Source organism: Mesorhizobium sp. M0217 (assembly GCF_040321955.1).
Classification (GTDB): domain Bacteria; phylum Pseudomonadota; class Alphaproteobacteria; order Rhizobiales; family Rhizobiaceae; genus Mesorhizobium.
In genome coordinates this window covers 221254-242023 of record NZ_JAMYSN010000006.1, presented here as the reverse complement: position 1 = coordinate 242023, position 20770 = coordinate 221254, and the positions used below count along the sequence as shown (strand labels likewise).

Genomic DNA, 20770 nt, shown 5'->3' with positions numbered 1-20770 from the left:
ATCCGCGACATCGCTGCAGCGGAGGACGCCTCACCACATCGAGGCGGCGCAGCATGGAGCAGGCAACAGAACGACTGAGGGAGGCTAGAGGTGGCGAAAGCAACAAAGACAACGGCCCCGGCGAAAGCAAAAGCGGCGAAAGCTTCAAAACCGGCCGCCGCTGCCGCCAAGTCGAAAGCGCCACCGGCCAAAGCCACTCCCGCCGTCAAGCCAACGGCAATCTCGACGCCGGCGAAGGCAAGCGCCAAGCCGGCGGCGAAACCTGCGGTCAAGCGCGCGGCGAAGACAGCACCTGCTGCAAAGCCCGCCCAGCCGCCAGCCGCCAAGACAGCCGCGGCGAAGCCCGCCTCGAAGCCGTCGCCGGGCGCGGCCAAAAAACTGCCGAATACGCTGACGGCGCTTGCCGCGGGCTTGCCGGAAAAGCCATGGCTAAAAAGCTATTCGAAAGTCGTGCCGGCGGAGATCGGCGCCCTGCCCTACAGTTCGATCGGCGACTTCCTCGTCGGCGCCTGCAAGCAGTTTTCCGGCCAGCCGGCATACGTCTGCATGGGCAAGTCGATCTCCTATGCCGAACTCGAGCGGCAATCGGCCGCTTTCGGCGCTTATCTGCAATCGAAGGGCCTGCAGAAAGGCGCACGCGTGGCGCTGATGATGCCGAATGTGCTGCAATATCCGGTGGCGATGATGGCCGTGCTTCGCGCCGGCTATGTCGTGGTGAACATCAATCCGCTCTACACGCCGCGCGAGCTCGAACACCAGCTCAAGGATTCCGGCGCGCAGGCGATCGTCATTCTGGAGAATTTCGCCAGCACCCTGGAGGCGGTGATTGCCAGGACGGCGGTCAAGCATGTGGTGGTCGCGGCGATGGGCGACATGCTCGGCGGCCTCAAGGGCACGCTCGTCAACCTCGTCGTGCGCCGGGTGAAGAAGATGGTGCCGGCCTGGTCGCTGCCCGGCCATGTCAAGTTCAATGCGGTGGTGAAAGCCGGCGCCGGCATCGCCTTCAAACCGGCCAAGATGGAGGCCGGCGACATCGCCTTCCTGCAATATACCGGCGGAACCACGGGGATTTCCAAAGGTGCTGTGCTGCTGCACTCCAATGTGCTGTCCAATGTCGCGCAGAACACGCTATGGCTGCAGGACGCCTACGCGATCAAGCCGAAACCGGCGCATCTCAACTTCATCTGCGCACTGCCGCTCTACCATATCTTCGCGCTGACGGTGAACGCGCTGATGGGCATGCAGCAGGGCGCCCAGAACGTGCTCGTTCCCAACCCGCGCGACATTCCCGGCTTCGTCAAGGAGCTGCAGAAATACCCGATGCACATTTTCCCCGGCCTCAACACGCTGTTCAACGCGCTGCTCAACAACGAGGATTTCCGCAAGCTCGACTTCAAGCCGCTGATCATGACGCTGGGTGGCGGCATGGCGGTGCAGAAGGGGGTTGCCGAGCGCTGGAAGGCGCTGACCGGCAATTCGATCACCGAGGGCTACGGGCTGTCGGAGACCTCGCCGGTGGCGACCGCCAACAAGTTCAGCGACAGCAATTTCACCGGCACGATCGGCCTGCCGCTGCCGTCGACCGAGATCGTCATCCGCGACGATGACGGCAACAACCTGCCGCTCGGCGAGGTCGGCGAGATCTGCATTCGCGGGCCGCAGGTCATGGCCGGTTACTGGAACCGGCCGGACGAGACCGCCAAGGTGATGACCAAGGACGGGTTTTTCAAATCCGGCGACATGGGCTTCATGGACGAGCGCGGCTACACCAAGATCGTCGACCGCAAGAAGGACATGATCCTGGTCTCCGGCTTCAACGTCTATCCCAACGAACTCGAGGAAGTCGTCGCCCAGCATCCGGGCGTGCTCGAAGTGGCGGCGGTCGGCGTGCCGGACGAGCATTCGGGCGAGGTGCCGAAGCTGTTCGTGGTCAAGAAGGACCCGGCGCTGACCGTCGAGGCACTGACCGCCTATTGCCGCGAGAACCTGACCGGCTACAAGCGACCCAAATACATCGAGTTCAGGACCGAGCTGCCGAAGACGCCGGTGGGCAAGATTTTGCGCCGGGCGCTGCGGGAATAGTTTGAACGGCGAGCCTGGCGACGGCGGGATGGCGGACGATAGTCGGCGTCCCGATGCAGTAGTGTTCATCAAGGCGAACCTGCGGCTTGCGCCCGTTCCCGCCCTTCGTGAAATCCAGCTCTATACGGCTCATTCCGGCAGCGGCCTGAGGCGGCTTGTCGAGTGGCGAGCTCATGGACCGGAAGACGGCAGCCAAACCAAGGAGCACGAAGCTGAGCCGCAGCCGCCCTACTGGGCCTATGCCTGGGCCGGCGGCGCCGTGCTTGCGCGCTATATACTCGACCATCCGCAAAGCGTGGCCGGCCGCCGCGTGCTCGACCTCGGCGCCGGCTCGGGCCTTGTCGGCATCGCCGCCGCCAAGGCCGGCGCCAGCGCGGTGATCGCGGCCGAGATCGACCGCAACGGCGTCGCCGCGATCGGCATCAATGCCGCGGCCAACGGCGTCGAGATCACCATTGTCGACAAGGACATCACCACAGGCCCGCCGCCGGCCGTCGACCTCGTGCTTGCCGGCGACGTGTTCTACGGCCGCGAGGTTGCTCTGCGGGTGATCCCGTTCCTCGACCGCTGCCTGGCAGCCGGCATCGAGGTGCTGGTCGGCGATCCCCGCCGCGCCGACCTGCCGCTAGCCCGGCTGCGGTTGCTGGCCGAATATCAGGTGCTGGATTTCGGCGACGTGAGGGGTGCTGTGACCAGGCCGAGCGGGGTGTTTTCGTTCGAGCAGGAAGACTGCTAGCTAGCGCCCGGATCAAAAACAGATCAGTCGAAATGAGTGAGTTCGCCCCCATCTCTGCCGTTCATGGCCGGAGGCAAGGACGCTTAAAGCGGACCTTGCAGCTTACTGGTATCTTGGATCATATCTGTCGCAAGTTTCGAGAAATATGCGAATCCTTCAGCCGCCCGCACGCCGCCGCTGATAACTCGGATTCCGACTGCGATCTTTACGGTTTCGCGAGGTGGTTCCTGTACCAGTGTGCGCTGTGTCGATCCCGACGCCCTCGCCGCCGTCTTCGGCCCGGGCTATGTCATGAACCGGAGCCCGGCCTTGGCAATTGCTTTCGGGGCCATACTATAGAGGGGGCAGTCGGATGACCAAGAGAGCGAAGATCATCTCCTACGCCGTGGTTCTGGTGGTTCTCGCCTTCTCCAGCTGGCGGCTCATATTGCTTGTCACAACCGGCCGATGGAAAGGCAGGTTCACTAGCTGGAGGACATGCGAGGCCTTTTGGTGCTATTCGACTGGCATTTTGCTCTGGGCGGGCTCGGTCGCGTTCTGTCTCTTTGTGCTCTACCTGCTGCGCCACCATGAGAAATACGTTGCGAAGCTCTATCACCAATACCGTGAATTCAAAGAAACCTTCGACAAGCATTCGGAGCGCGGACGCCGCCGCTAGGGGAACCGGGAAAGCGTTGAGCTACTGAAGACTGCTTCTTCTTTAACCAATCCGAAATCGGCCGTTCCGCTTTCCACCAATCTCGGCCATTGGCGGGAAAGCCCAGCTGACTTTCGCCTTGCCCTAACTTCCCCCGTCAGATCGCCTCCTTGACCCGCGCCGACAGAAAGTCCGGCAGGTCGGCAACAGAATCCAAAACGACATCGGCGATCGCCGACAGCGATTCACGCGTGCCGGTGCCGGAGAGCACGCCGACCGCCAGGCCGCAGCCGCCGGCACGCGCCATCTCCAGGTCGTGGCGGTTGTCGCCGACCATGGCGATCTCTGACGGCCTCAGCCCGGTCAGGTCGCAAAAGGCGACGATCGTGTCCGGCGCCGGTTTCGGATTGGCGACCGCGTCATAGCCATAGGCGGCGGTGAACAGCTGGGCGACGCCGAGCGTGACCATGGTCTTTTCGGCACCGGCGGTCGAATCGTTGGTGGCGACGCCGAGCCGGTAGGCACGCTTGTGCAGAGCCGTCAGCGCCGCGACGACGCCGGGCAAGGCCACCGCCATCGACGAGCCTTGCACCGAGGTGATCTCGTTGAAGCGGGCGACGGCCAGCATCTGGTCCTCGTCGGACAGGCGCGGGAACCACAGTTCGACGACATCCATATTGGTGCCCGAGGCGAAGATGGAATCCGGCTTGAAGCGCTTGGCGACAAAATCGAAGCCCGCCGCTGAAAGCAGCCTGTCGGCTTTCCAGCGATCGCCCTCGGCGGCATCCATGGCCATGAAATCGGCGATGCCGAGCCAGGTCGCGTTGAAATCGACAAGCGTGCCGTCCTTGTCGAACAAGATGCCCTTGATGTCGGCCGGATTTTTCATTGAGCCCCCCGCAGTTGCTGGATGCGCGCCACCAGCCCGGCCGTCGATGCGTCGCGCTTGGCGGCGCTCTCCTTGCCTTCCACGACTGGCAACAAGCCGGTCGCCAGCTCCTTGCCGAGCTCGACGCCCCATTGGTCGAAGGAATTGATGTTGAACAGAGTGCCTTCGACGAAGACGCGGTGCTCGTAAAGCGCGATCAGCCGGCCGAAGGTGCGCGGGTCGAGCTTGCGGTAGAGGATCGTCACCGAGGGGCGGTTGCCGGAGAAGACGCGGTGCGGGGCTATTCTGTCGACATCGGCCGGCTTCATGCCCTTGGCCAGCATCTGCGCGCGAGCCTCGTCCAGCGTGCGGCCCTTCATCAACGCTTCCGATTGGGCCAGGCAATTGGCAAGCAGTAGATCGTGCTGGTGCTTCAGATCCGGCTCATGGCCGACGGCAGCGGCAAGGAACTCGACCGGGATGAAATCGGTGCCCTGGTGCAGCAGCTGGAAGAAGGCGTGCTGGCCATTGGTGCCGGGCTCGCCCCAGACCAGCGGTCCGGTCGGCGTCGTCACCGGCGTGCCGTCGAGGGTGACGCCCTTGCCGTTCGATTCCATGTCGAGCTGCTGCAGATAGGCCGGCAGCCTGGAAAGGCGCTGGTCATAAGGGATGACCGCACGCGCCGGATAACCGCAGATCACGCGATGCCACCAGCCGACCAGCCCCAGCAGCGCCGGCAGGTTCTTCTGCAGGGGTGCGGTGCGGAAGTGCTCGTCCATCTCATGCGCGCCATCGAGGAAGGCGCGGAAGTTGCGCGGGCCGATGGCGATCATCACCGGCAGGCCGATGGCGCCCCACAGCGAATAGCGGCCGCCGACCCAGTCCCAGAAGCCGAACACGCGATCCGCTTCGATGCCGAACTTGGAAACCAGGTCGAGCGCGGTCGAGACGGCGGCGAAATGCTTGCCGACGGCTTCCTTGCCGAGCGCCTTCTGCACCCATTCGCGCGCCGTCTCGGCATTGGTCATCGTCTCGACCGTGGTGAAGGTCTTCGAGGCGATGATGAACAGGGTGGTTTCGGCCGACAGGCCCTTCAGCGTGTCGTGGATATGGGCGCCGTCGATGTTGGAGACGTAGTGCGCGCGCGGGCCGTCGTGATAGGGCGCCAGCGCCAGCGTCGCCATGGCCGGGCCGAGATCGGAGCCGCCAATGCCGATGTTGACGATATCGGTGATTTTCTTGCCGGTGGCGCCGGCGGCCTTGCCGGAGCGAATGGCATCGGCGAAAGCGCCCATGGCGTCGAGCACGGACAGCACATCCGCCTTGACGTCCTGGCCGTCGACCGTGACGCCCTTGCCCGCGAGGTTGCGTAGCGCCGTGTGCAGCACGGCGCGGTCTTCGGTGATGTTGATCTTCTTGCCGGAAAACATTGCGGCCCGGCGACCTTCGAGATCGGCGGCGGCGGCGAGCTTCTCGAGCAGTTCCATCGTGCGCCGGTCGACCGCGCATTTCGACCAGTCGAGCAAAAGGTCGCCGTCGCTGGCCGAAAATGTCTCGAAGCGCTTGGGGTCGGCGGCAAAAGCCTCGCGCATCGTGCCCGATGCCGCCGCGCGCGCAGCACGCAAGGCGACAAGCTGTTTGTCGAAGGAGGAATGATCCACTGCCGGCTCCTGATAGTTTTTTCACGACATCTTATCAGACCGGATGTTTCCGGCGCGTGTCGTCGGGGTGACGTTATCGAGCCGAATTCCGCATGTTTCAATGCGTGGGGATGACGCAGTGCAGCATAGTGCGATGTGATGGAGCTATGACGCTGCGCGCCGCCCTGGATGATTTGATGGGAGTAGCGACGACGCTTCGCATCGCGCGGGCGTCCGCGCTGCGGGATGACGCAAGCGTCACCCGGGGATGCGACGACGCTGCGCGTCGCGCATAGATCACTGGCATAAATCCCAGCGATCAGAAAAATTGATTGGCGCAACCCCTTGTGCCACGGTTACCTTCCGCTGGTCCAGCCAAGCAAAAAAGACTGGCCATCGAGGAACACCTTCCATGCCACAGCGTAACGACACGGCCATATGGTCCGGCCTGTTCCGGATTTCGGCGGAATCGGGCCAGACCCTGCAGGCGCAGATCCGTCAGGCGATCGTCGCCGCCATTCTCGACCGGCAGATCGCCGCTTCGATGCCGCTTCCGTCCTGCCGCATCCTGGCTGAAAAACTCGGCGTCGCGCGCGGCACTGTGGTGCTGGCGTTCCAGCAATTGGTCGACCAAGGTTTCCTGGTGGCGCGCGAACGGCGCGGCCATTTCGTCAATCCGGATGTGCTGGCCACCCCCGCCAAGCCGCACCAGAAGGCGCCCGACCAGCAGAACGAGATCGACTGGAAGGCACGCCGGCAGATCGCCGCCAGCGACATGCCGCCACCGGCCAAGCACGACAACTGGATCAAGTCCTCCTACCCCTTCGTCTACGGCCAGTTCGACCCGGCGCTGTTCCCGACAGCCGAATGGCGCGAGTGCAACCGCATGGCGCTGGCCGTGCTCGAAATCCGCAACTGGGCCTCCGACATGGTCGATCGTGACGATCCGCTCTTGATCGAGCAGATCCAGGCGCGGCTGTTGCCGCGGCGCGGCATCTTCGCCAATCCGGACGAGATCATCGTCACGCTGGGCGCCCAGAACGCGCTCTATATGCTGGCGACACTGCTGATGACAAAGGGCTCCAAGGTCGCGATGGAAGACCCGGGATACCCCGACGCGCGCTCGATCTTCCGCTTGGCAGGCGCCGAAATCCAGCCGGTTCCGGTCGATCAGTCCGGCATCGTCACCTCGTCCATTCCCAACGATTCCGGCTTTGTCTTCGTCACCCCCAGCCACCACTGCCCGACCATGGTGCCGCTGTCGGCGGAGCGGCGGCAGGACCTTCTGGCGCGCGCCAACCGCCACAACCAGATCATCATCGAGGACGGCTATGACAGCCAGCTTCTCGACGAGGCGCCGCAGCAGGCGCTGAAGAGCCTCGATCGCTCGGGTCGCGTCGTCTATGTCGGCTCGATGTCGAAGACGCTGGCTCCGGGCCTGCGGCTTGGCTACATCGTCGCTTCGGCTGGACTAATCTCCGAGCTCAGGGCGCTGCGTCGCTTCATGCTCAGGCACCCGCCGGCCAACAACCAGCGCGCGGTCGCGCTGTTCCTGTCGCTCGGCCATCACGAAGCCCTGGTGCGGCGGCTGTCGTCGGCCTTCGACGAGCGGCGCAAGCGTCTGGTCCATGCGATTTCCGCATTCCTGCCGGAATGGCGCTCGACCGATTCGGCCGGCGGCACATCGCTCTGGCTGGAAGGCCCGCGCGGCACCGATTCACGTGGACTGGCCGAGGCCGCGGCCTCGCGCAGCGTCATCATCGAGCCGGGCGATCGCTTCTTCGATCGCACCGAAAAGCCGTCGCGTTTCATGCGCTTGGGCATTTCCTCGATCGCACTGCAGCACATCGAGCCGGGTATTCGCGAGCTCGCGACCGCAGCCGGACGCAGGCCCGCTGCAGCCTGATTTGCCTGTGCCGGGGCTTTGAACAGCCCGGCCCTTGGCATGATCACCAACATTCTGCATTAGCTCTCTGGCATACTCGGCTGCGTTGACTGGCCCATAGGCTGGGCCAATGGCAACGGCATAGTCGGCTGACAGAGGGACGAAGCAGGCCGACGGTGGACCAATCACCGCGTCGTGTTTCGCAAGCTAAAGGTGGAGTGCCCCCCATGTCAGCGGCTGTTGAGCAGCAGGATGCGGCTCTTAAGGATGCGGCTCCTAAAGATACATCAGCCGACCAGCGTTCGCGACGATCCGGCGGGCGCGAAGCGCGCCGCGCCATGCGGGCAGCACCTTTGGCCGACGACATCAGGCCGGTACGTGCCGGGCTTGAAGGCGGCAGTTACGGCCCGCTCAACCGGAACGACCAGGAGCGCATCCATGAAGCGGTGCTGACGCTGCTGGAGACCGTCGGCTTCGCCAATGCCATTCCCTCCTGCGTCGAGGCGCTGACCGGGGTCGGCGCCGTTTACGGCGATGACGGCCGCGTCCGTTTCCCACGCGGGCTTGTGATGGACACGATCAGACGAGCCGCGCGAAATTTTACGCTGCACGGCCAGGACCCCAGGCATGACATGCTGATCCAGGGCAAGCGCGTGCATTACGGCACGGCGGGTGCGGCGGTGCATCTGGTCGATGTCGAAAAGCGCGAATACCGCGAGTCGCTGGTGCAGGACATTTATGATGCCGCTCGCCTCGTCGAAGGGCTCGACAACATCCATTTCTTCCAGCGGCCGATGGTGCCGCGCGACATTCCCGATCCGCTCGAAATGGACTTCAACACGCTCTACGCCTGCGTGATGGGCACGTCGAAGCATGTCGGCACCTCGTTCACGGTGCGCGAGAACGTGCAGCCGGCGCTGGAAATGCTTTATGCGATCGCCGGCGGCGAGGAGAACTTTCGCGCCCGGCCGTTCGTGTCAAACTCCAATTGCTTCGTCGTGCCGCCGATGAAGTTTGCCGAGGACGCCTGCGGCGTGCTCGAAGCCTGTGTCGACGGCGGCATCCCGATCCTGCTTCTATCGGCCGGCCAGGCCGGCGCCACCGCTCCCGCGGCGATTGCCGGCGCTGTGGTGCAAGCGGTGGCCGAAGTGCTGGTCGGCCTCATCTACGTCAACGCCATCAAGCCCGGGCATCCGGCGATCTTCGGCACCTGGCCGTTCGTCTCCGACCTGAGGACCGGCGCCATGTCGGGCGGCTCGGCCGAGCAGGCAGTACTGACTTCGGCCTGCGCGCAGATGGCGCAGTTCTACGACCTGCCGGGCGGCTCGGCCGCCGGCATGACGGATTCGAAACTGCCCGACATCCAGTCCGGCTATGAAAAGGGGATCACCGACGTGATGGCCGGTCTTGCCGGCCTCAATCTGGTCTATGAATCGGCGGGCATGCACGCCTCGCTGCTCGGCTTTTGCCTGGAGAGCCTGATCATAGACAATGACATGCTGGGCCACTGCCTGCGCTGCGTGCGGGGCATCGAAGTGACCGACGAAGCGCTGTCGATCGACACCATCACCGAAGTCTGCATGAATGGCCCAGGCCACTATCTCGGCAACGAGCAGACGCTGCGCCTGATGCAGACCGAGTATTTTTATCCGGCCGTCGGCGACCGCTTTTCGCCCAAGGAATGGAACGAGAAGGGCCGGCCCGACATCTTGCAGCGGGCGATCATCGAAAAGAAGCGCGTGCTTGCCGAGCGCTTCCCGCGCCATGTGCCGAAGCTGCTAGACGACAAATTGCGCGCCCGCTTCGGCGAGATGATCAAGCTGCCACGCAGCGGCATGGGCGGGTAAGCTTCACCTTACGAAGGTCAGTCCGCACTTAGCCCAAAGCGCTCGACGACTTCGGCGCTGATCAGCTTGCCATGCAGCGCCATCAGCACGATCTGGGCATCCAGGCTGTCGCCGGTTTCAAGCGCTGCCTCGATGCGGCGCTCAGCGTCCAGCCCCCGCTCCGGCCCATTGGCCTGCTCAAAGGTTTGTGGGCCTGCGATGCAATAACCAAACAGCTGCGCCACGGACCGATAAGCCTCTGGCGGGGGCTCGTCCGGCCAGTGATCCTTCATCAGATTGACGATGGTGAGCTTTACTCCCTCTGGCACCAGTGCCGGGTGAAGGTCGGCGCCGCGCAGCGCGTTGTCCAGTTCCCGCAAGTCACCCGAGCGGCCGAACATGCCGAGGAAACCGAGGGAAGAGCGCCGTTTAGTCACGTTGATACTTTCCGTCCGATAGCCGACCACTCATATGGGAATGTAGGATCGTTTTTCATCGCCTTTCCGGAGTCTCAGGCAAACCAGGCGTCGAGCCCGAATTCCCGCTGCAACAGGTCTTCCGCACTTTCCAGCGCGCCCTCGATCCAGCCGTGATTGTTGGACCACGCTTCGCCACAGACATGAATGCCCGGAGCGAGCGTATGGCTCGCCAGTTTTATACCGGAGATATCTATGCCACGGTCCCAGACATGCGACGCGCCGCCATAGGCCGGCGCACCCCAATCCTGCGCAAACCCGCCGATGGGTTTCGAGATGGCGCCGTGTTTGCCATGGACTTCGACCATCTGGCCGTGAAAGGCCTCGAGCGCGGAATGTCCCTCGGCCAAAACCGCAAAGCCGTGGCGCCGAGCGAGCTCAGGCAGCAGTGAGCGCCAGAATACCATGTGCTTGCCATCGCAATAGGCCATGGCGACGCTCCGACGAATCGTCGCGTCGCGAGCGTCCGCTTTTGTGAACTGCCATATCTGGCGAGCCGGCAGATCGGTCACGCTGTGGCCGGCCGCGATGCCGTTTCGAGCCCACCACGGGCTGGCATAGCAGGCGGCCAGCGTGAGCATCGGCCAGGGTTCCGGTGCCGGCAGATCGCTGGGCTGCTCGATGCCGGACTTTTCCAGCAGGGTCCGCAGGGGGCGGACCGGTAACGCCAGCACGACCTTGCGCGCCTCGACCGTCCCGCCCTGCCCCTCGACAGACAAGACCATCCCTTGCGCCGAGCGGGCGATGGCGGTCACGGTGTGATCGAGATGGACGGCGCCGCCGCTGACAGCGATCCGCCCGGCCATTCGCTCCGCAACCGGCTGGAACCCGCCATCGGGGGAACAATAGGAGCGGCCGCCGCTCAGCTCGCCGAGCGCAAGCCTGAACGTCTCGGCGGCGTTGGGTCCACGCAGGAGCAACGAATAGCCCACCGCGTCCTCGGCAAAAGCCATTTCCTCCGGGGTCAAGACCGTCGCCAGCACATCCCAAGTCGCCCAATCCGCCAGCTTGCGGCCGCGATAAACGAAGCCTGCGGCGCCGTTCCATTCGGCGCTGCCGAAGGCCTCCGAACCCGGCAGGATCAGTGCTGCCGCCTTTCGCAGCAGGCGGGACGGGCCTTTTTCCTGCAGCCGACGCGTCACGTCATAGGCAAACAGGCGGCGCGGCGCAAAGCGCGATATAGCGGCGTAGGGCAGGCTCCTACCGCGCAGATGGAGCCGGTTGGCGCCGGTGACGACGTCCATACCCGACAGCTTTACATCCAGCGTCGCCATGAGTTTTTTGAGCAGCCGATGTTGCGGCATCAGCATCATCGCGCCGAGATCGATGCCGAAGTTCGGCTCTCCGGGAAATGAGACCGTGGAGGCCCGACCGCCGACGCGACCGGCGGATTCGAAAACAGCGATCCTTGCGGGCTTTTCACTTTGGGACAAGCGCCACGCCAGGAAGAGACCGGCCATGCCCGCGCCGACAATAGCAATGTCGACCGGGGCAATGTCGATCGGGCTAGGCGGCAAGGATACGCCCGTGGCGGAAAACCATCATCATGGACGACTCTCTGGACCCCTCTTGATTTCGTGTCAAAAAACCCGAAACTGACGAGGACTGCAATGTCATACTGACAGGTGGGATCAGTTGGCGTGCGAGCAGTGATCTAAACGGGCAACGGGTCCCATGAAGAAACAGTATCACACACCAGTCATCCGCAAGGCAGGACGACTCTCCGGCATCACAGCCATCGCCGCTTCGTCCGGCCCGCCTCCACCCTGAGGCCGCCATCCAAACAAGCTTACGCCAAGGCTTTCATGCCGGCCCGATCAGGCCGGCATTTTCATATCAAGCGGGTGCTCAGTGGTTGTCCCTCGGCACGCCGCTGGTATGGGCGACGTCCTGGTATTTCACCGCCGGCTTCAGCACCATGCCCTCCGAGAACTGGTCGACCATGGAGCGCTGGATCTCCTGCCATGGCGTCTGATGCTTGGGATAATGATAGCCGCCATCGACCTGCAGTTCGGCACGGCGGCGCGTGATTTCCTCGTCGGTGACGAGGATGTTGGCAGTGCCTTTCCGTAAATCGATGCGCACACGGTCGCCGGTCTTGAGCAGCGCCAGGCCGCCGCCAATGGCGGCTTCCGGCGAAGCGTTGAGGATAGAGGGCGAGCCCGATGTGCCCGACTGGCGGCCATCGCCGATGCAGGCCAGCGCGTGAATGCCCTTCTTGATGAGATAGGCGGGCGGCTGCATGTTGACCACCTCGGCGCCGCCGGGATAGCCGATCGGGCCGGCCCCGCGCATGAACAGGATGGTGTGCTCGTCGATGCCTTGCGCCGGATCGTCGATGCGGGCGTGGTAGTCCTCCGGACCGTCAAAGACCATGGCGTTGCCTTCGAAGGCTTCCGGGTCGTTCGGGTTGGAGAGATAGCGCTCGCGGAATTCCGGCGAGATGCCGCTCATCTTCATGATTGCGGAATCGAACAGATTGCCGCTGAGATTGATGAAGCCGGCATTGGCCTTCAGCGGCTCGGCGACGGTGCGGATGACGTCGGTGTTCTCGTTGGCGACACCCTTGCAATTGTCACCGATAGTCTTGCCATTGACGGTCATCGCTTCGGGATAAGGCAGCAGCTTGGCCTTCATCAACTCGGCCACCACAGCCGGCACGCCGCCGGCATGGTGATAGTCTTCGCCGAGATATTCGCCCGATGGCTGCAGATTGACGATGAGCGGCACATGGAGGCCGACCGTCTGCCAGTCGTCATTGGTGAGCGGCACGCCGAGATGACGGGCAATCGCGTTGAGGTGGATCGGGGCATTGGTCGAGCCGCCAATCGCCGAATTGACGACAATGGCGTTCTCGAAGGCCTTGCGCGTCATGATGTCGGACGGCTTCAGATCCTCATGCACCATCTCGACGATGCGCTTGCCGGTCTCATAGGAGATCTGGCCGCGCTCGCGGTAGGGTGCGGGAATGGCGGCCGAACCCGGCAATTGCATGCCGAGCGCCTCTGCCAGCGAGTTCATCGTGGTGGCGGTGCCCATGGTGTTGCAATAGCCGGTCGACGGCGCCGATGAGGCGACGATGTCCATGAACTCGTCATAGTCAATCTCGCCGGCGGAGAGCCGCTGGCGCGATTCCCAGACGATGGTGCCGGATCCCGTGCGCTTGCCTTTGTGCCAGCCATTGAGCATCGGTCCGACCGAAAGTGCTATGGCCGGAATATTGACGGTGGCCGCCGCCATCAGCAGCGCCGGCGTGGTTTTGTCGCAGCCGATGGTCAGCACGACGCCGTCGAGCGGATAGCCGTAAAGCACTTCGACCAGGCCGAGATAGGCAAGGTTGCGGTCGAGTGCCGCGGTCGGGCGCTTGCCGGTCTCCTGGATCGGATGGCACGGGAATTCGAAGGGGATGCCGCCCATCGAGACGATGCCTTCGCGCACGCGCTTGGCCAGTTCGATATGGTGGCGGTTGCATGGCGACAGATCCGAGCCGGTCTGGGCGATGCCGATCAGCGGCTTGCCCGACATCAGCTCGGCCCGCGTCAGGCCGTAGTTCAGGTAGCGCTCGAGGTAGAGCGCGGTCATGCCTGGATTGTCGGGATTGTCGAACCACTCCTGCGAGCGAAACTTCTTCTTTCCGGTGGGGGCGCCTGCCATCATGGTCTCCGTATTTGTAAGACAAATCGATATGGCAACGCGCGGAAGCAGGCAAGAGGGCGCACCGTCGCAACCGGACTTTGGTGCGATAGACACAGACCAGACCGTGCGTTAGGCCTTCGAAGTCTGTCCGGGAGGTGTCGATGGCTTTGGTGATCGAAGGCGAGGAACGCATTGCCGCCCCCCTGCAGAAAGTGTGGGACGCGCTGAACGACCCGAAGGTTTTGCAGGCGACCATTCCCGGCTGCCAGCACCTGGAGATGAAATCGCCGACCGAAATGGCGGCGACGGTGGTGTTGAAGATCGGTCCGATCAAGGCGACATTCAACGGCGAGGTGACGTTGAAGAACCTGAAGCCGCCGCACTCCTACACCATCCAGGGCGAGGGCAAGGGCGGTATTGCCGGCTTCGCCAAGGGTGGCGCCGACGTGACGCTGACGGCGGACGGGCCGGATGCGACGGTCCTCAAATACGCGGCCAAAGCCGAAGTCGGCGGCAAGATCGCCCAACTCGGCAGCCGGCTCATCGAATCGACTTCGAAGAAGCTGGCCTTGCAGTTCTTTTCAAGCTTTGGCGAGAAGGTGGGTTCCCCTCCCCCTTGAGGGGAGGGTGCCTCGTGAAGCGAGGCGGGTGAGGGTCGCCTCAACTGCCTCAACGTGAGTTGAGCTGCCTCGACTTGTAAAGAAATAGCGTCGAGCGTGTCACCGCGGACCCCACCCGGCCCTTCGGGCCACCCTCCCCTCAAGGGGGAGGGATATCCGAGCTACTCGAACACGATGTTCGGCACCGCCGCTTCGGCCGCGCCGCGTTCTTCGTTGACCCGGTCCCAGACCTTCGAAGCAATGCCGCGATAGATCTTCGCCTCGGCGCTGTCTGGCTTCGACGCCACCACCGGAGCACCTTCATCAGAACTTTCGCGAATGCCCATTTCCAGCGGCACTTCGCCGAGGAAGGTCACGCCGAGGCGCTCGGCCTCGCGCCGCGCCCCGCCATGGCCAAAGATGTCGTAGCGCTTGCCGGTATCGGGGGCGATGAAATAGCTCATGTTCTCGACGATGCCGAGCAGCGGCACGTCGACCTTCTTGAACATATTCAATCCTTTGCGGGCGTCGATCAGCGCCAGGTCCTGCGGCGTCGAGACGATGACCGCGCCGGCCAGCGGCACCTGCTGGGCCATGGTCAGCTGGGCGTCGCCGGTGCCGGGCGGCATGTCGACGACGAGCACGTCGAGGCGGCCCCATTCGACCTCACGCAGCATCTGCGTCAGCGCCGACATCACCATCGGACCGCGCCAGATCATCGGCGTCTCCTCGTCGACGAGGAAGCCCATCGACATCACCTTAAGGCCGTAATTCTCCATCGGTTTCAGGATCTTGCCGTCGACGGTCTGCGGCCGGCCATGGATGTTGAGCAGCCTGGGCATGGACGGGCCATAAATATCGGCATCGAGCACGCCGACACGCAAACCGTTGGCGGCGAGGCCAAGCGCGATGTTGACAGCGGTGGTCGACTTGCCGACGCCGCCCTTGCCGGACGCCACCGCGATGATCGCCTCGATTCCGGGCACGCCGCGCTTGCCCGAGCTTTGCGAGGCCGAGGCGTGCGGGGCTGGAGTGTGTGGAGTTGGGCGCGGCCCGCCTGGCGCAGCCGGCGGTGCGGGCCTGGGCGCGGGACGCGACGCAACCGGAGCCTCCATGCCGCCGCCCTTCTTCTCCGCCGTCAGCGCGACGACGGCGCCGGCGACACCAGGGATCGCCTTGACGACACGCTCGGCTGCGGCGCGCAGCGGCTCCATCTCCTGTGCGCGGGCGGCGGGAACGGTGATCGAGAAAAACACTTTCGAATCGGCGATGAAAATCTCCGAAACCATACCGAGGTCGACGATGTTGCCGGTGAAGTCCGGCCCGTTGACCGACTTCAGACGCTCGGTGACGATTTCCTTGGTGACGGACATGCATTGTTCCCTAGGCGTTTGGCTGCGGCTCAGATAGTGCAGATTGGCAGCGACTCCAAGCACCACCGGTGTCCGCCTCACCCTGCCAGGCCAACCGCTAGGTAGGTGAGCGCCGAAATTGCAGCCGTGGCCGGCAAGGTGACGATCCAGGCGATGACGATGTTGCCGGCAATGCCCCAGCGCACGGCCGAGACGCGGCGGGCGGCGCCGACACCGATGATGGCCCCGGTGATGGTATGGGTGGTCGACACGGGGACGCCGAGCCAGGTGGCGGCAAACAGGGTGATGGCGCCGCCGGTCTCGGCGCAGAAGCCCTGCATCGGATTCAGCCGGGTGATCTTCGAGCCCATCGTGTGAACGATGCGCCAGCCGCCGAACAAAGTGCCGAGCGCCAGTGCTGTCTGACAGGTGAGGACGACCCACAGCGGCACGTAGAACGTCCCGCCGAGCATACCTTGCGAATGGAGCAGCACGGCGATGATGCCCATGGTTTTCTGGGCGTCGTTGCCGCCGTGCCCTAGCGAATAAAGCGAGGCCGAAAAGAACTGCATGACGCGGAAGGTGCTGTCGACGGCGAACGGTGTCTGGCGCACGAACAGCCAGGAAACGGCCAGGATCAGGACCAGCGCCAGAACAAACCCTGTCGCCGGCGACACGACGATTGCGGCGACCGTCTTGCCAAGCCCGGTCCAGACGATGGCGCCGGGCCCAGCCTTTGCAACGCCGGCGCCGACGAGCCCGCCGATCAGGGCATGCGAACTGCTGGACGGGATGCCGGCAATCCAGGTGACGATGTTCCAGACGATGGCGCCAACGAGCGCCGAGAAGATCACCGCCGGCGTGACGATGCTGACGTCGACGATACCTTTTCCCACAGTTTCAGCCACGTGAAGGCCGAAGAACATGAAGGCGATGAAATTGAAGAAAGCCGCCCACAGGACCGCATATTGCGGTCTCAGCACGCGGGTGGAGACGATGGTGGCGATGGAGTTCGCTGCATCGTGCAGGCCGTTGAGAAAATCGAAAAACAGCGCGACGGCGACAAGGCCGATCAGCACGGGAAAGGCGATGGTGGCTTCCATTGCCTAAACGTTCTCGATGACGATGCCGCTGATCTCGTTGGCGACGTCCTCAAAGCGGTCGACCACCTTCTCCAGCTGGCCGTAGATCTCCGAGCCGATCAGGTAGGCCATCGGATCGCTGCGGCCATGCCGCTTGAACAGGTCCTTCAATCCCTGCTCATGCAGATCGTCGGCGCGGCTTTCGACGCGCATCACCTCTTCGGCGATGGCGTTGAGGCGTACCGTGTGCGTGCCGACCTTGCTGAGCAGCGGGATCGCTTCGGCAACCAGCTTGGAGGCGGCAACGATGACGCCACCCATCTCCTGCATCAGCGGGTCGAATTCCTTCTTTTCGAACAGCTTCACCGTCTTGACGGTCTTGTGCATCATGTCGATGGCGTCATCCATCGACTGGATCAGGTCCTTGATGTCGCCGCGATCGAAGGGCGTGATGAAGGAACGCCGCACCGCCAGCAGCACTTCGGCCGTGATATGATCGGCCTCGTCCTCGAGATCGATGATCTTCTGGCACCAACGATCGATGTCCTTGCCCTGCAGGAGCTGCTCCAGCGCCTCGGCGCCGCCGACCACGGTGCGGGAATGCCGTTCAAAGAGGTCGAAGAAGCGATCTTCGCGCGGCAAAAGCTTGCGGAACCAGCCCAGCATGTCCGATCTCCTCGTATTCCATCCAACCACATAGCGCCGTGTTCGGCCGGGGGAAACAGCCAGCCGGCCCAAAGATGTGGATGCATGGCCAATTGCGGGTAGAGCTTGCGGCGAAAGGCAATTTCCCCGACCTTGCGTGCAACGAACGGACGGATGGTATGATCGACAAGCTCGAATTCTTCATCGCGCTGGCCAAGGAGGAGCATTTCGGCCGGGCGGCGGAAGCGTGCGGCGTCACGCAGCCGACCTTGTCGGCCGGGATCAAGCAGCTGGAGGGCCAGCTCGGCGTCATGCTGGTCAATCGCGGTTCGCGCTTTCAGGGGCTGACGCCGGAAGGCAAGCAGGTGCTGGTGTGGGCGCGTCGCATCGTCGGCGATTCCAGGACCATGCGCGAAGAGATGCGGGCGGCGCGACATGGCCTGTCCGGGCGTATCCGTATTGCCGCCATCCCAACCGCCCTCGCCATGGTGGCGCGGCTTACGACGCCATTTCGCGAGAAGCATCCGGGCGTCACCTTCTCTATCCTGTCGCGCACCTCGATCGAGGTGTTGTCGCTGCTCGGCAATTTCGACGTCGATGCCGGCATCACCTATCTCGACAACGAGCCTCTCGGACGGGTGACCAGCGTGCCGCTCTATGACGAGCGCTACCAGCTGATCACGGCGGTCGGAAATCCTTATTCGGATCGCGACAAAGTGACATGGGCCGAAATCAGCCAGCTGCCCCTCTGCTTGTTGACGCCGGACATGCAGAACCGCCGCATCATCGACCAGCATCTGGCCGAGGCCGGCGTGCAGGTGCGGCCGACACTGGAATCCAACTCGATGATCGTGCTGTTCTCCCACATACGGACAGGCAAATGGTCGTCGATCATGCCGCTCAACCTGGCGGAAACATTCGGTTTTTCCGAGCCGATCCGGGCCATTCCGATCGTCGAACCGGATGCCAGCCACACGGTCGGGCTGGTCGCCGCGCCGCGCGAACCGCACACGCCGCTGGTGCAGGCGCTGCTGGACGAGGCGATGGCGCTGGCAGACGATTTCCGTGCCAATCGCTGAGCTAGTCATAACTGGTCAATCGGCGCGATAGAAATTTTCTATCGTGCAACGAAACCGCTTTATTGATTTCAGAGGTTTTCTCTGATTTCTTAAGGACTTAGCGATTAAGCGGCGTAGGCATGTCGTTGTTCCAAAACCGCTTCATGCTTTTGGACGATATATGCATCGATCGCTACGATAGGGAGGGCGCTGCGTGACGATGCAGCCAGCAAGCACCGAGATACAGTCGCGCACGGCGGCGATCATCCAGCAGTTGAAGGGCCTCGAAGGCCCGCTGCTGCCGATCCTGCACGAGATCCAGGAAGAATTTGGCCACGTGCCGCAGGACGCCGTGCCCGTCATCGCCGATGGGCTGAACCTGTCGAGGGCCGAGGTGCACGGCGTTGTGACCTTCTATCATGATTTCCGTGCCCGGCCGGCCGGCCGGCACGTGCTCAAGCTCTGCCAGGCGGAAGCCTGCCAGTCGATGGGTTCGGATGCGATCGCCGCAAAGGTCAAGCAGTTGCTCGGCATCGATTTCTATGAGACCACCCGCGACGGATCGGTTACACTTGAGCCTGTCTATTGCCTCGGGCTGTGCGCCTGTTCACCGTCGGCGATGCTGGATGGTGAGGTGATCGGGCGGCTCGATGACGAGAAGATCGAAGAGATCGTCGCGGAGGTACGCTCATGATCCCGCGCATCTACATTCCAGGTGACTCCGGCGCGCTGGCGCTCGGCGCCGAAAAGGTCGCCAAGGCTATTCGTGCGGAACTGGCCGAACGGGGCGTCGAGGCCAAGATCGTCCGCAACGGTTCGCGCGGCGCCTATTTCCTCGAACCGATGGTCGAGGTCGCGACCGAAAAGGGCCGGGTCGCTTACGGGCCGGTCAAGCCCTCGGACGTCAAGAGCCTGTTCGACAGCGGCTTTCTCACCGGCGGGCATCACAAGCGCTGGCTGGGCGCGCCCGACAAAATCCCGTTCCTGGCCAAGCAGACGCGCCTGACGTTCGCGCGTTGCGGCATCAACGACCCGCTATCGCTCGACGCCTACAAGTCACTGGGCGGGCTGAAGGGCCTGCAGAACGCGGTGGCCATGGCGCCGGTCGACATCGTCAAACAGGTCACGGAATCGGGCTTGCGCGGCCGTGGCGGCGCCGGCTTCCCGACCGGCATCAAGTGGAAGACGGTGCTCGATACGGCATCCGATCGTAAATACATCGTGTGCAATGCCGACGAGGGCGACAGCGCTACCTTTGCCGACCGCATGATCATGGAGGGCGACCCCTTCGTGCTCATCGAAGGCATGGCGATTGCCGGCATCGCCACCGGGGCGACCAAGGGGTTCGTCTATATCCGCTCGGAATATCCGCATGCGGTGGCTGTCATGAACAAGGCTGTCGAGGTCGCCCGCAAGGCAGGCGTGCTCGGCGTCAGCGTGCTGGGTTCGCCCAACGCCTTCGACATGGAAATCCGCGTCGGCGCCGGCGCCTATGTCTGCGGCGAGGAAACGTCGCTGCTGAACAGCCTTGAAGGCAAGCGCGGCGTGGTGCGAGCCAAGCCACCGCTGCCGGCAATCCAGGGTCTGTTCGGCAAGCCGACGGTGATCAACAACGTCATCAGCCTGGCCTCCGTGCCCATCATCATGGACAAGGGTGCTGCCTTCTACAAGGATTTCGGCATGGGCCGCTCGCGCGGCACGATCCCGATACAGATCGCCGGCAACGTCAAGTTCGGCGGCCTGTTCGAAGCGGCGTTCGGCATGACGCTGGGCGAGATCGTCGACGATATCGGCGGCGGTACGGCCACTGGTCGCCCGGTGAAGGCGGTGCAGGTCGGCGGCCCGCTCGGCGCCTATTTCCCGCGCGGCCTGTTCGACACGCCGTTCGACTACGAAGAGTTCGCGAAGCGCGACGGACTGATCGGTCATGCCGGCATCACCGTGTTCGACGACACGGCCGACATGCTGAAGCAGGCGCGCTTTGCCATGGAGTTCTGCGCCATCGAAAGCTGCGGCAAGTGCACGCCCTGCCGCATCGGCTCGATACGCGGGGTGGAGACCATCGACCGGCTTGCCGCCGGCATCGAGCCGGAGAAGAACCTGGCACTGGTCACCGATCTCTGCAACACGATGAAGTTCGGATCGCTCTGCGCGCTGGGCGGCTTCACGCCCTATCCGGTGATGAGCTCGATCACCCATTTCCCCGAAGATTTCAAGCCCGCGCCGGCGCGCGTGGCTGCTGAATAGG

17 protein-coding genes are annotated in these 20770 nt (G+C 63.5%); 9 read left to right on the top strand and 8 right to left on the bottom strand.

What is annotated here, in order from left to right:
- Positions 1-90 precede the first annotated feature (90 nt).
- The 3 genes from NKJ18_RS13440 to NKJ18_RS13430 all read left to right on the top strand — a co-directional run bounded on the left by NKJ18_RS13440 (position 91) and on the right by NKJ18_RS13430 (position 3476).
- Positions 91-2082: a long-chain fatty acid--CoA ligase gene (locus tag NKJ18_RS13440; protein WP_023746668.1), complete on the top strand. Its 1992-nt coding sequence runs from the start codon at positions 91-93 to the stop codon at positions 2080-2082.
- 28 nt (positions 2083-2110) lie between these two features.
- Complete coding sequence (locus tag NKJ18_RS13435) at positions 2111-2818, top strand: class I SAM-dependent methyltransferase (protein WP_031251211.1); 708 nt, start codon at positions 2111-2113, stop codon at positions 2816-2818.
- 352 nt (positions 2819-3170) lie between these two features.
- Positions 3171-3476, top strand: coding sequence for a hypothetical protein (locus NKJ18_RS13430; RefSeq protein WP_023669488.1), 306 nt, complete (start codon positions 3171-3173; stop codon positions 3474-3476).
- Between the two features lie 136 nt (positions 3477-3612).
- Here the strand turns inward: NKJ18_RS13430 and NKJ18_RS13425 are convergent, their stop codons facing one another.
- Together NKJ18_RS13425 and pgi are read right to left on the bottom strand one after the other, a co-directional pair.
- Positions 3613-4344 carry an HAD family hydrolase gene (locus tag NKJ18_RS13425; protein WP_352500256.1) on the bottom strand — a complete coding sequence of 244 codons (732 nt, stop codon included), beginning with the start codon at positions 4342-4344 and terminating at the stop codon, positions 3613-3615.
- Positions 4341-5984, bottom strand: coding sequence for a glucose-6-phosphate isomerase (gene pgi / locus NKJ18_RS13420; RefSeq protein WP_502903045.1), 1644 nt, complete (start codon positions 5982-5984; stop codon positions 4341-4343). The genes NKJ18_RS13425 and pgi overlap by 4 nt, the downstream gene beginning before the upstream one ends.
- Positions 5985-6375: 391 nt before the next feature.
- On the opposite strand from pgi, the gene pdxR reads away from it, so the two are divergent.
- Positions 6376-7869 carry a MocR-like pyridoxine biosynthesis transcription factor PdxR gene (gene pdxR / locus NKJ18_RS13415; RefSeq protein ID WP_023669484.1) on the top strand — a complete coding sequence of 498 codons (1494 nt, stop codon included), beginning with the start codon at positions 6376-6378 and terminating at the stop codon, positions 7867-7869.
- Between the two features lie 206 nt (positions 7870-8075).
- Positions 8076-9695, top strand: a complete 1620-nt coding sequence (locus NKJ18_RS13410; RefSeq protein WP_023816158.1) for a trimethylamine methyltransferase family protein — start codon at positions 8076-8078, stop codon at positions 9693-9695.
- Between the two features lie 17 nt (positions 9696-9712).
- On the opposite strand, the gene NKJ18_RS13405 is transcribed toward NKJ18_RS13410, so the two are convergent.
- From NKJ18_RS13405 to NKJ18_RS13395, 3 genes are all read right to left on the bottom strand, one after another.
- Positions 9713-10075 (bottom strand): hypothetical protein, encoded by a 363-nt coding sequence (locus NKJ18_RS13405; protein WP_081727415.1) that lies wholly within the window; start codon positions 10073-10075, stop codon positions 9713-9715.
- A 110-nt stretch (positions 10076-10185) separates the two neighbouring features.
- Positions 10186-11667, bottom strand: a complete 1482-nt coding sequence (locus NKJ18_RS13400; protein ID WP_023745243.1) for a flavin monoamine oxidase family protein — start codon at positions 11665-11667, stop codon at positions 10186-10188.
- A 331-nt stretch (positions 11668-11998) separates the two neighbouring features.
- Positions 11999-13804, bottom strand: coding sequence for an IlvD/Edd family dehydratase (locus tag NKJ18_RS13395; protein ID WP_023806313.1), 1806 nt, complete (start codon positions 13802-13804; stop codon positions 11999-12001).
- Between the two features lie 143 nt (positions 13805-13947).
- Between NKJ18_RS13395 and NKJ18_RS13390 the strand changes: the two genes are divergently transcribed.
- Positions 13948-14406 (top strand): SRPBCC family protein, encoded by a 459-nt coding sequence (locus NKJ18_RS13390; RefSeq protein ID WP_023688787.1) that lies wholly within the window; start codon positions 13948-13950, stop codon positions 14404-14406.
- A gap of 161 nt (positions 14407-14567) precedes the next feature.
- On the opposite strand, the gene NKJ18_RS13385 is transcribed toward NKJ18_RS13390, so the two are convergent.
- The 3 genes from NKJ18_RS13385 to NKJ18_RS13375 all read right to left on the bottom strand — a co-directional run bounded on the left by NKJ18_RS13385 (position 14568) and on the right by NKJ18_RS13375 (position 17485).
- Entirely contained in the window at positions 14568-15758 is a 1191-nt protein-coding gene (locus NKJ18_RS13385; RefSeq protein ID WP_352758397.1) for an Mrp/NBP35 family ATP-binding protein, read from the bottom strand.
- Between the two features lie 77 nt (positions 15759-15835).
- Positions 15836-16840 carry an inorganic phosphate transporter gene (locus tag NKJ18_RS13380; RefSeq protein WP_352758396.1) on the bottom strand — a complete coding sequence of 335 codons (1005 nt, stop codon included), beginning with the start codon at positions 16838-16840 and terminating at the stop codon, positions 15836-15838.
- A 3-nt stretch (positions 16841-16843) separates the two neighbouring features.
- Positions 16844-17485, bottom strand: a complete 642-nt coding sequence (locus tag NKJ18_RS13375) for a DUF47 domain-containing protein (protein ID WP_023755757.1) — start codon at positions 17483-17485, stop codon at positions 16844-16846.
- 158 nt (positions 17486-17643) lie between these two features.
- On the opposite strand from NKJ18_RS13375, the gene NKJ18_RS13370 reads away from it, so the two are divergent.
- The 3 genes from NKJ18_RS13370 (at position 17644) to NKJ18_RS13360 (ending at position 20769) form a co-directional block, all read left to right on the top strand.
- Positions 17644-18543, top strand: coding sequence for a LysR family transcriptional regulator (locus tag NKJ18_RS13370; protein WP_023688790.1), 900 nt, complete (start codon positions 17644-17646; stop codon positions 18541-18543).
- 193 nt (positions 18544-18736) lie between these two features.
- Entirely contained in the window at positions 18737-19216 is a 480-nt protein-coding gene (locus tag NKJ18_RS13365; protein WP_352758394.1) for a formate dehydrogenase subunit gamma, read from the top strand.
- Positions 19213-20769, top strand: a complete 1557-nt coding sequence (locus tag NKJ18_RS13360; protein ID WP_352758393.1) for a formate dehydrogenase beta subunit — start codon at positions 19213-19215, stop codon at positions 20767-20769. Before NKJ18_RS13365 ends, NKJ18_RS13360 begins: the two co-directional genes overlap by 4 nt.
- Position 20770: the final 1 nt, after the last annotated feature.

What these genes read in the sequence shown, in the direction of transcription:
- NKJ18_RS13410 (WP_023816158.1), top strand. Translation starts at nt 8,076, where the DNA reads ATGTCAGCGGCTGTTGAGCAGCAGGATGCGGCTCTTAAGGATGCGGCT.
- NKJ18_RS13385 (WP_352758397.1), bottom strand. Translation starts at nt 15,758, where the DNA reads ATGTCCGTCACCAAGGAAATCGTCACCGAGCGTCTGAAGTCGGTCAAC.
- NKJ18_RS13395 (WP_023806313.1), bottom strand. Translation starts at nt 13,804, where the DNA reads ATGGCAGGCGCCCCCACCGGAAAGAAGAAGTTTCGCTCGCAGGAGTGG.
- NKJ18_RS13380 (WP_352758396.1), bottom strand. Translation starts at nt 16,840, where the DNA reads ATGGAAGCCACCATCGCCTTTCCCGTGCTGATCGGCCTTGTCGCCGTC.
- NKJ18_RS13435 (WP_031251211.1), top strand. Translation starts at nt 2,111, where the DNA reads ATGGCGGACGATAGTCGGCGTCCCGATGCAGTAGTGTTCATCAAGGCG.
- pdxR (WP_023669484.1), top strand. Translation starts at nt 6,376, where the DNA reads ATGCCACAGCGTAACGACACGGCCATATGGTCCGGCCTGTTCCGGATT.
- NKJ18_RS13360 (WP_352758393.1), top strand. Translation starts at nt 19,213, where the DNA reads ATGATCCCGCGCATCTACATTCCAGGTGACTCCGGCGCGCTGGCGCTC.
- NKJ18_RS13430 (WP_023669488.1), top strand. Translation starts at nt 3,171, where the DNA reads ATGACCAAGAGAGCGAAGATCATCTCCTACGCCGTGGTTCTGGTGGTT.
- NKJ18_RS13425 (WP_352500256.1), bottom strand. Translation starts at nt 4,344, where the DNA reads ATGAAAAATCCGGCCGACATCAAGGGCATCTTGTTCGACAAGGACGGC.
- NKJ18_RS13405 (WP_081727415.1), bottom strand. Translation starts at nt 10,075, where the DNA reads ATGTTCGGCCGCTCGGGTGACTTGCGGGAACTGGACAACGCGCTGCGC.
- NKJ18_RS13375 (WP_023755757.1), bottom strand. Translation starts at nt 17,485, where the DNA reads ATGCTGGGCTGGTTCCGCAAGCTTTTGCCGCGCGAAGATCGCTTCTTC.
- NKJ18_RS13370 (WP_023688790.1), top strand. Translation starts at nt 17,644, where the DNA reads ATGATCGACAAGCTCGAATTCTTCATCGCGCTGGCCAAGGAGGAGCAT.
- NKJ18_RS13390 (WP_023688787.1), top strand. Translation starts at nt 13,948, where the DNA reads ATGGCTTTGGTGATCGAAGGCGAGGAACGCATTGCCGCCCCCCTGCAG.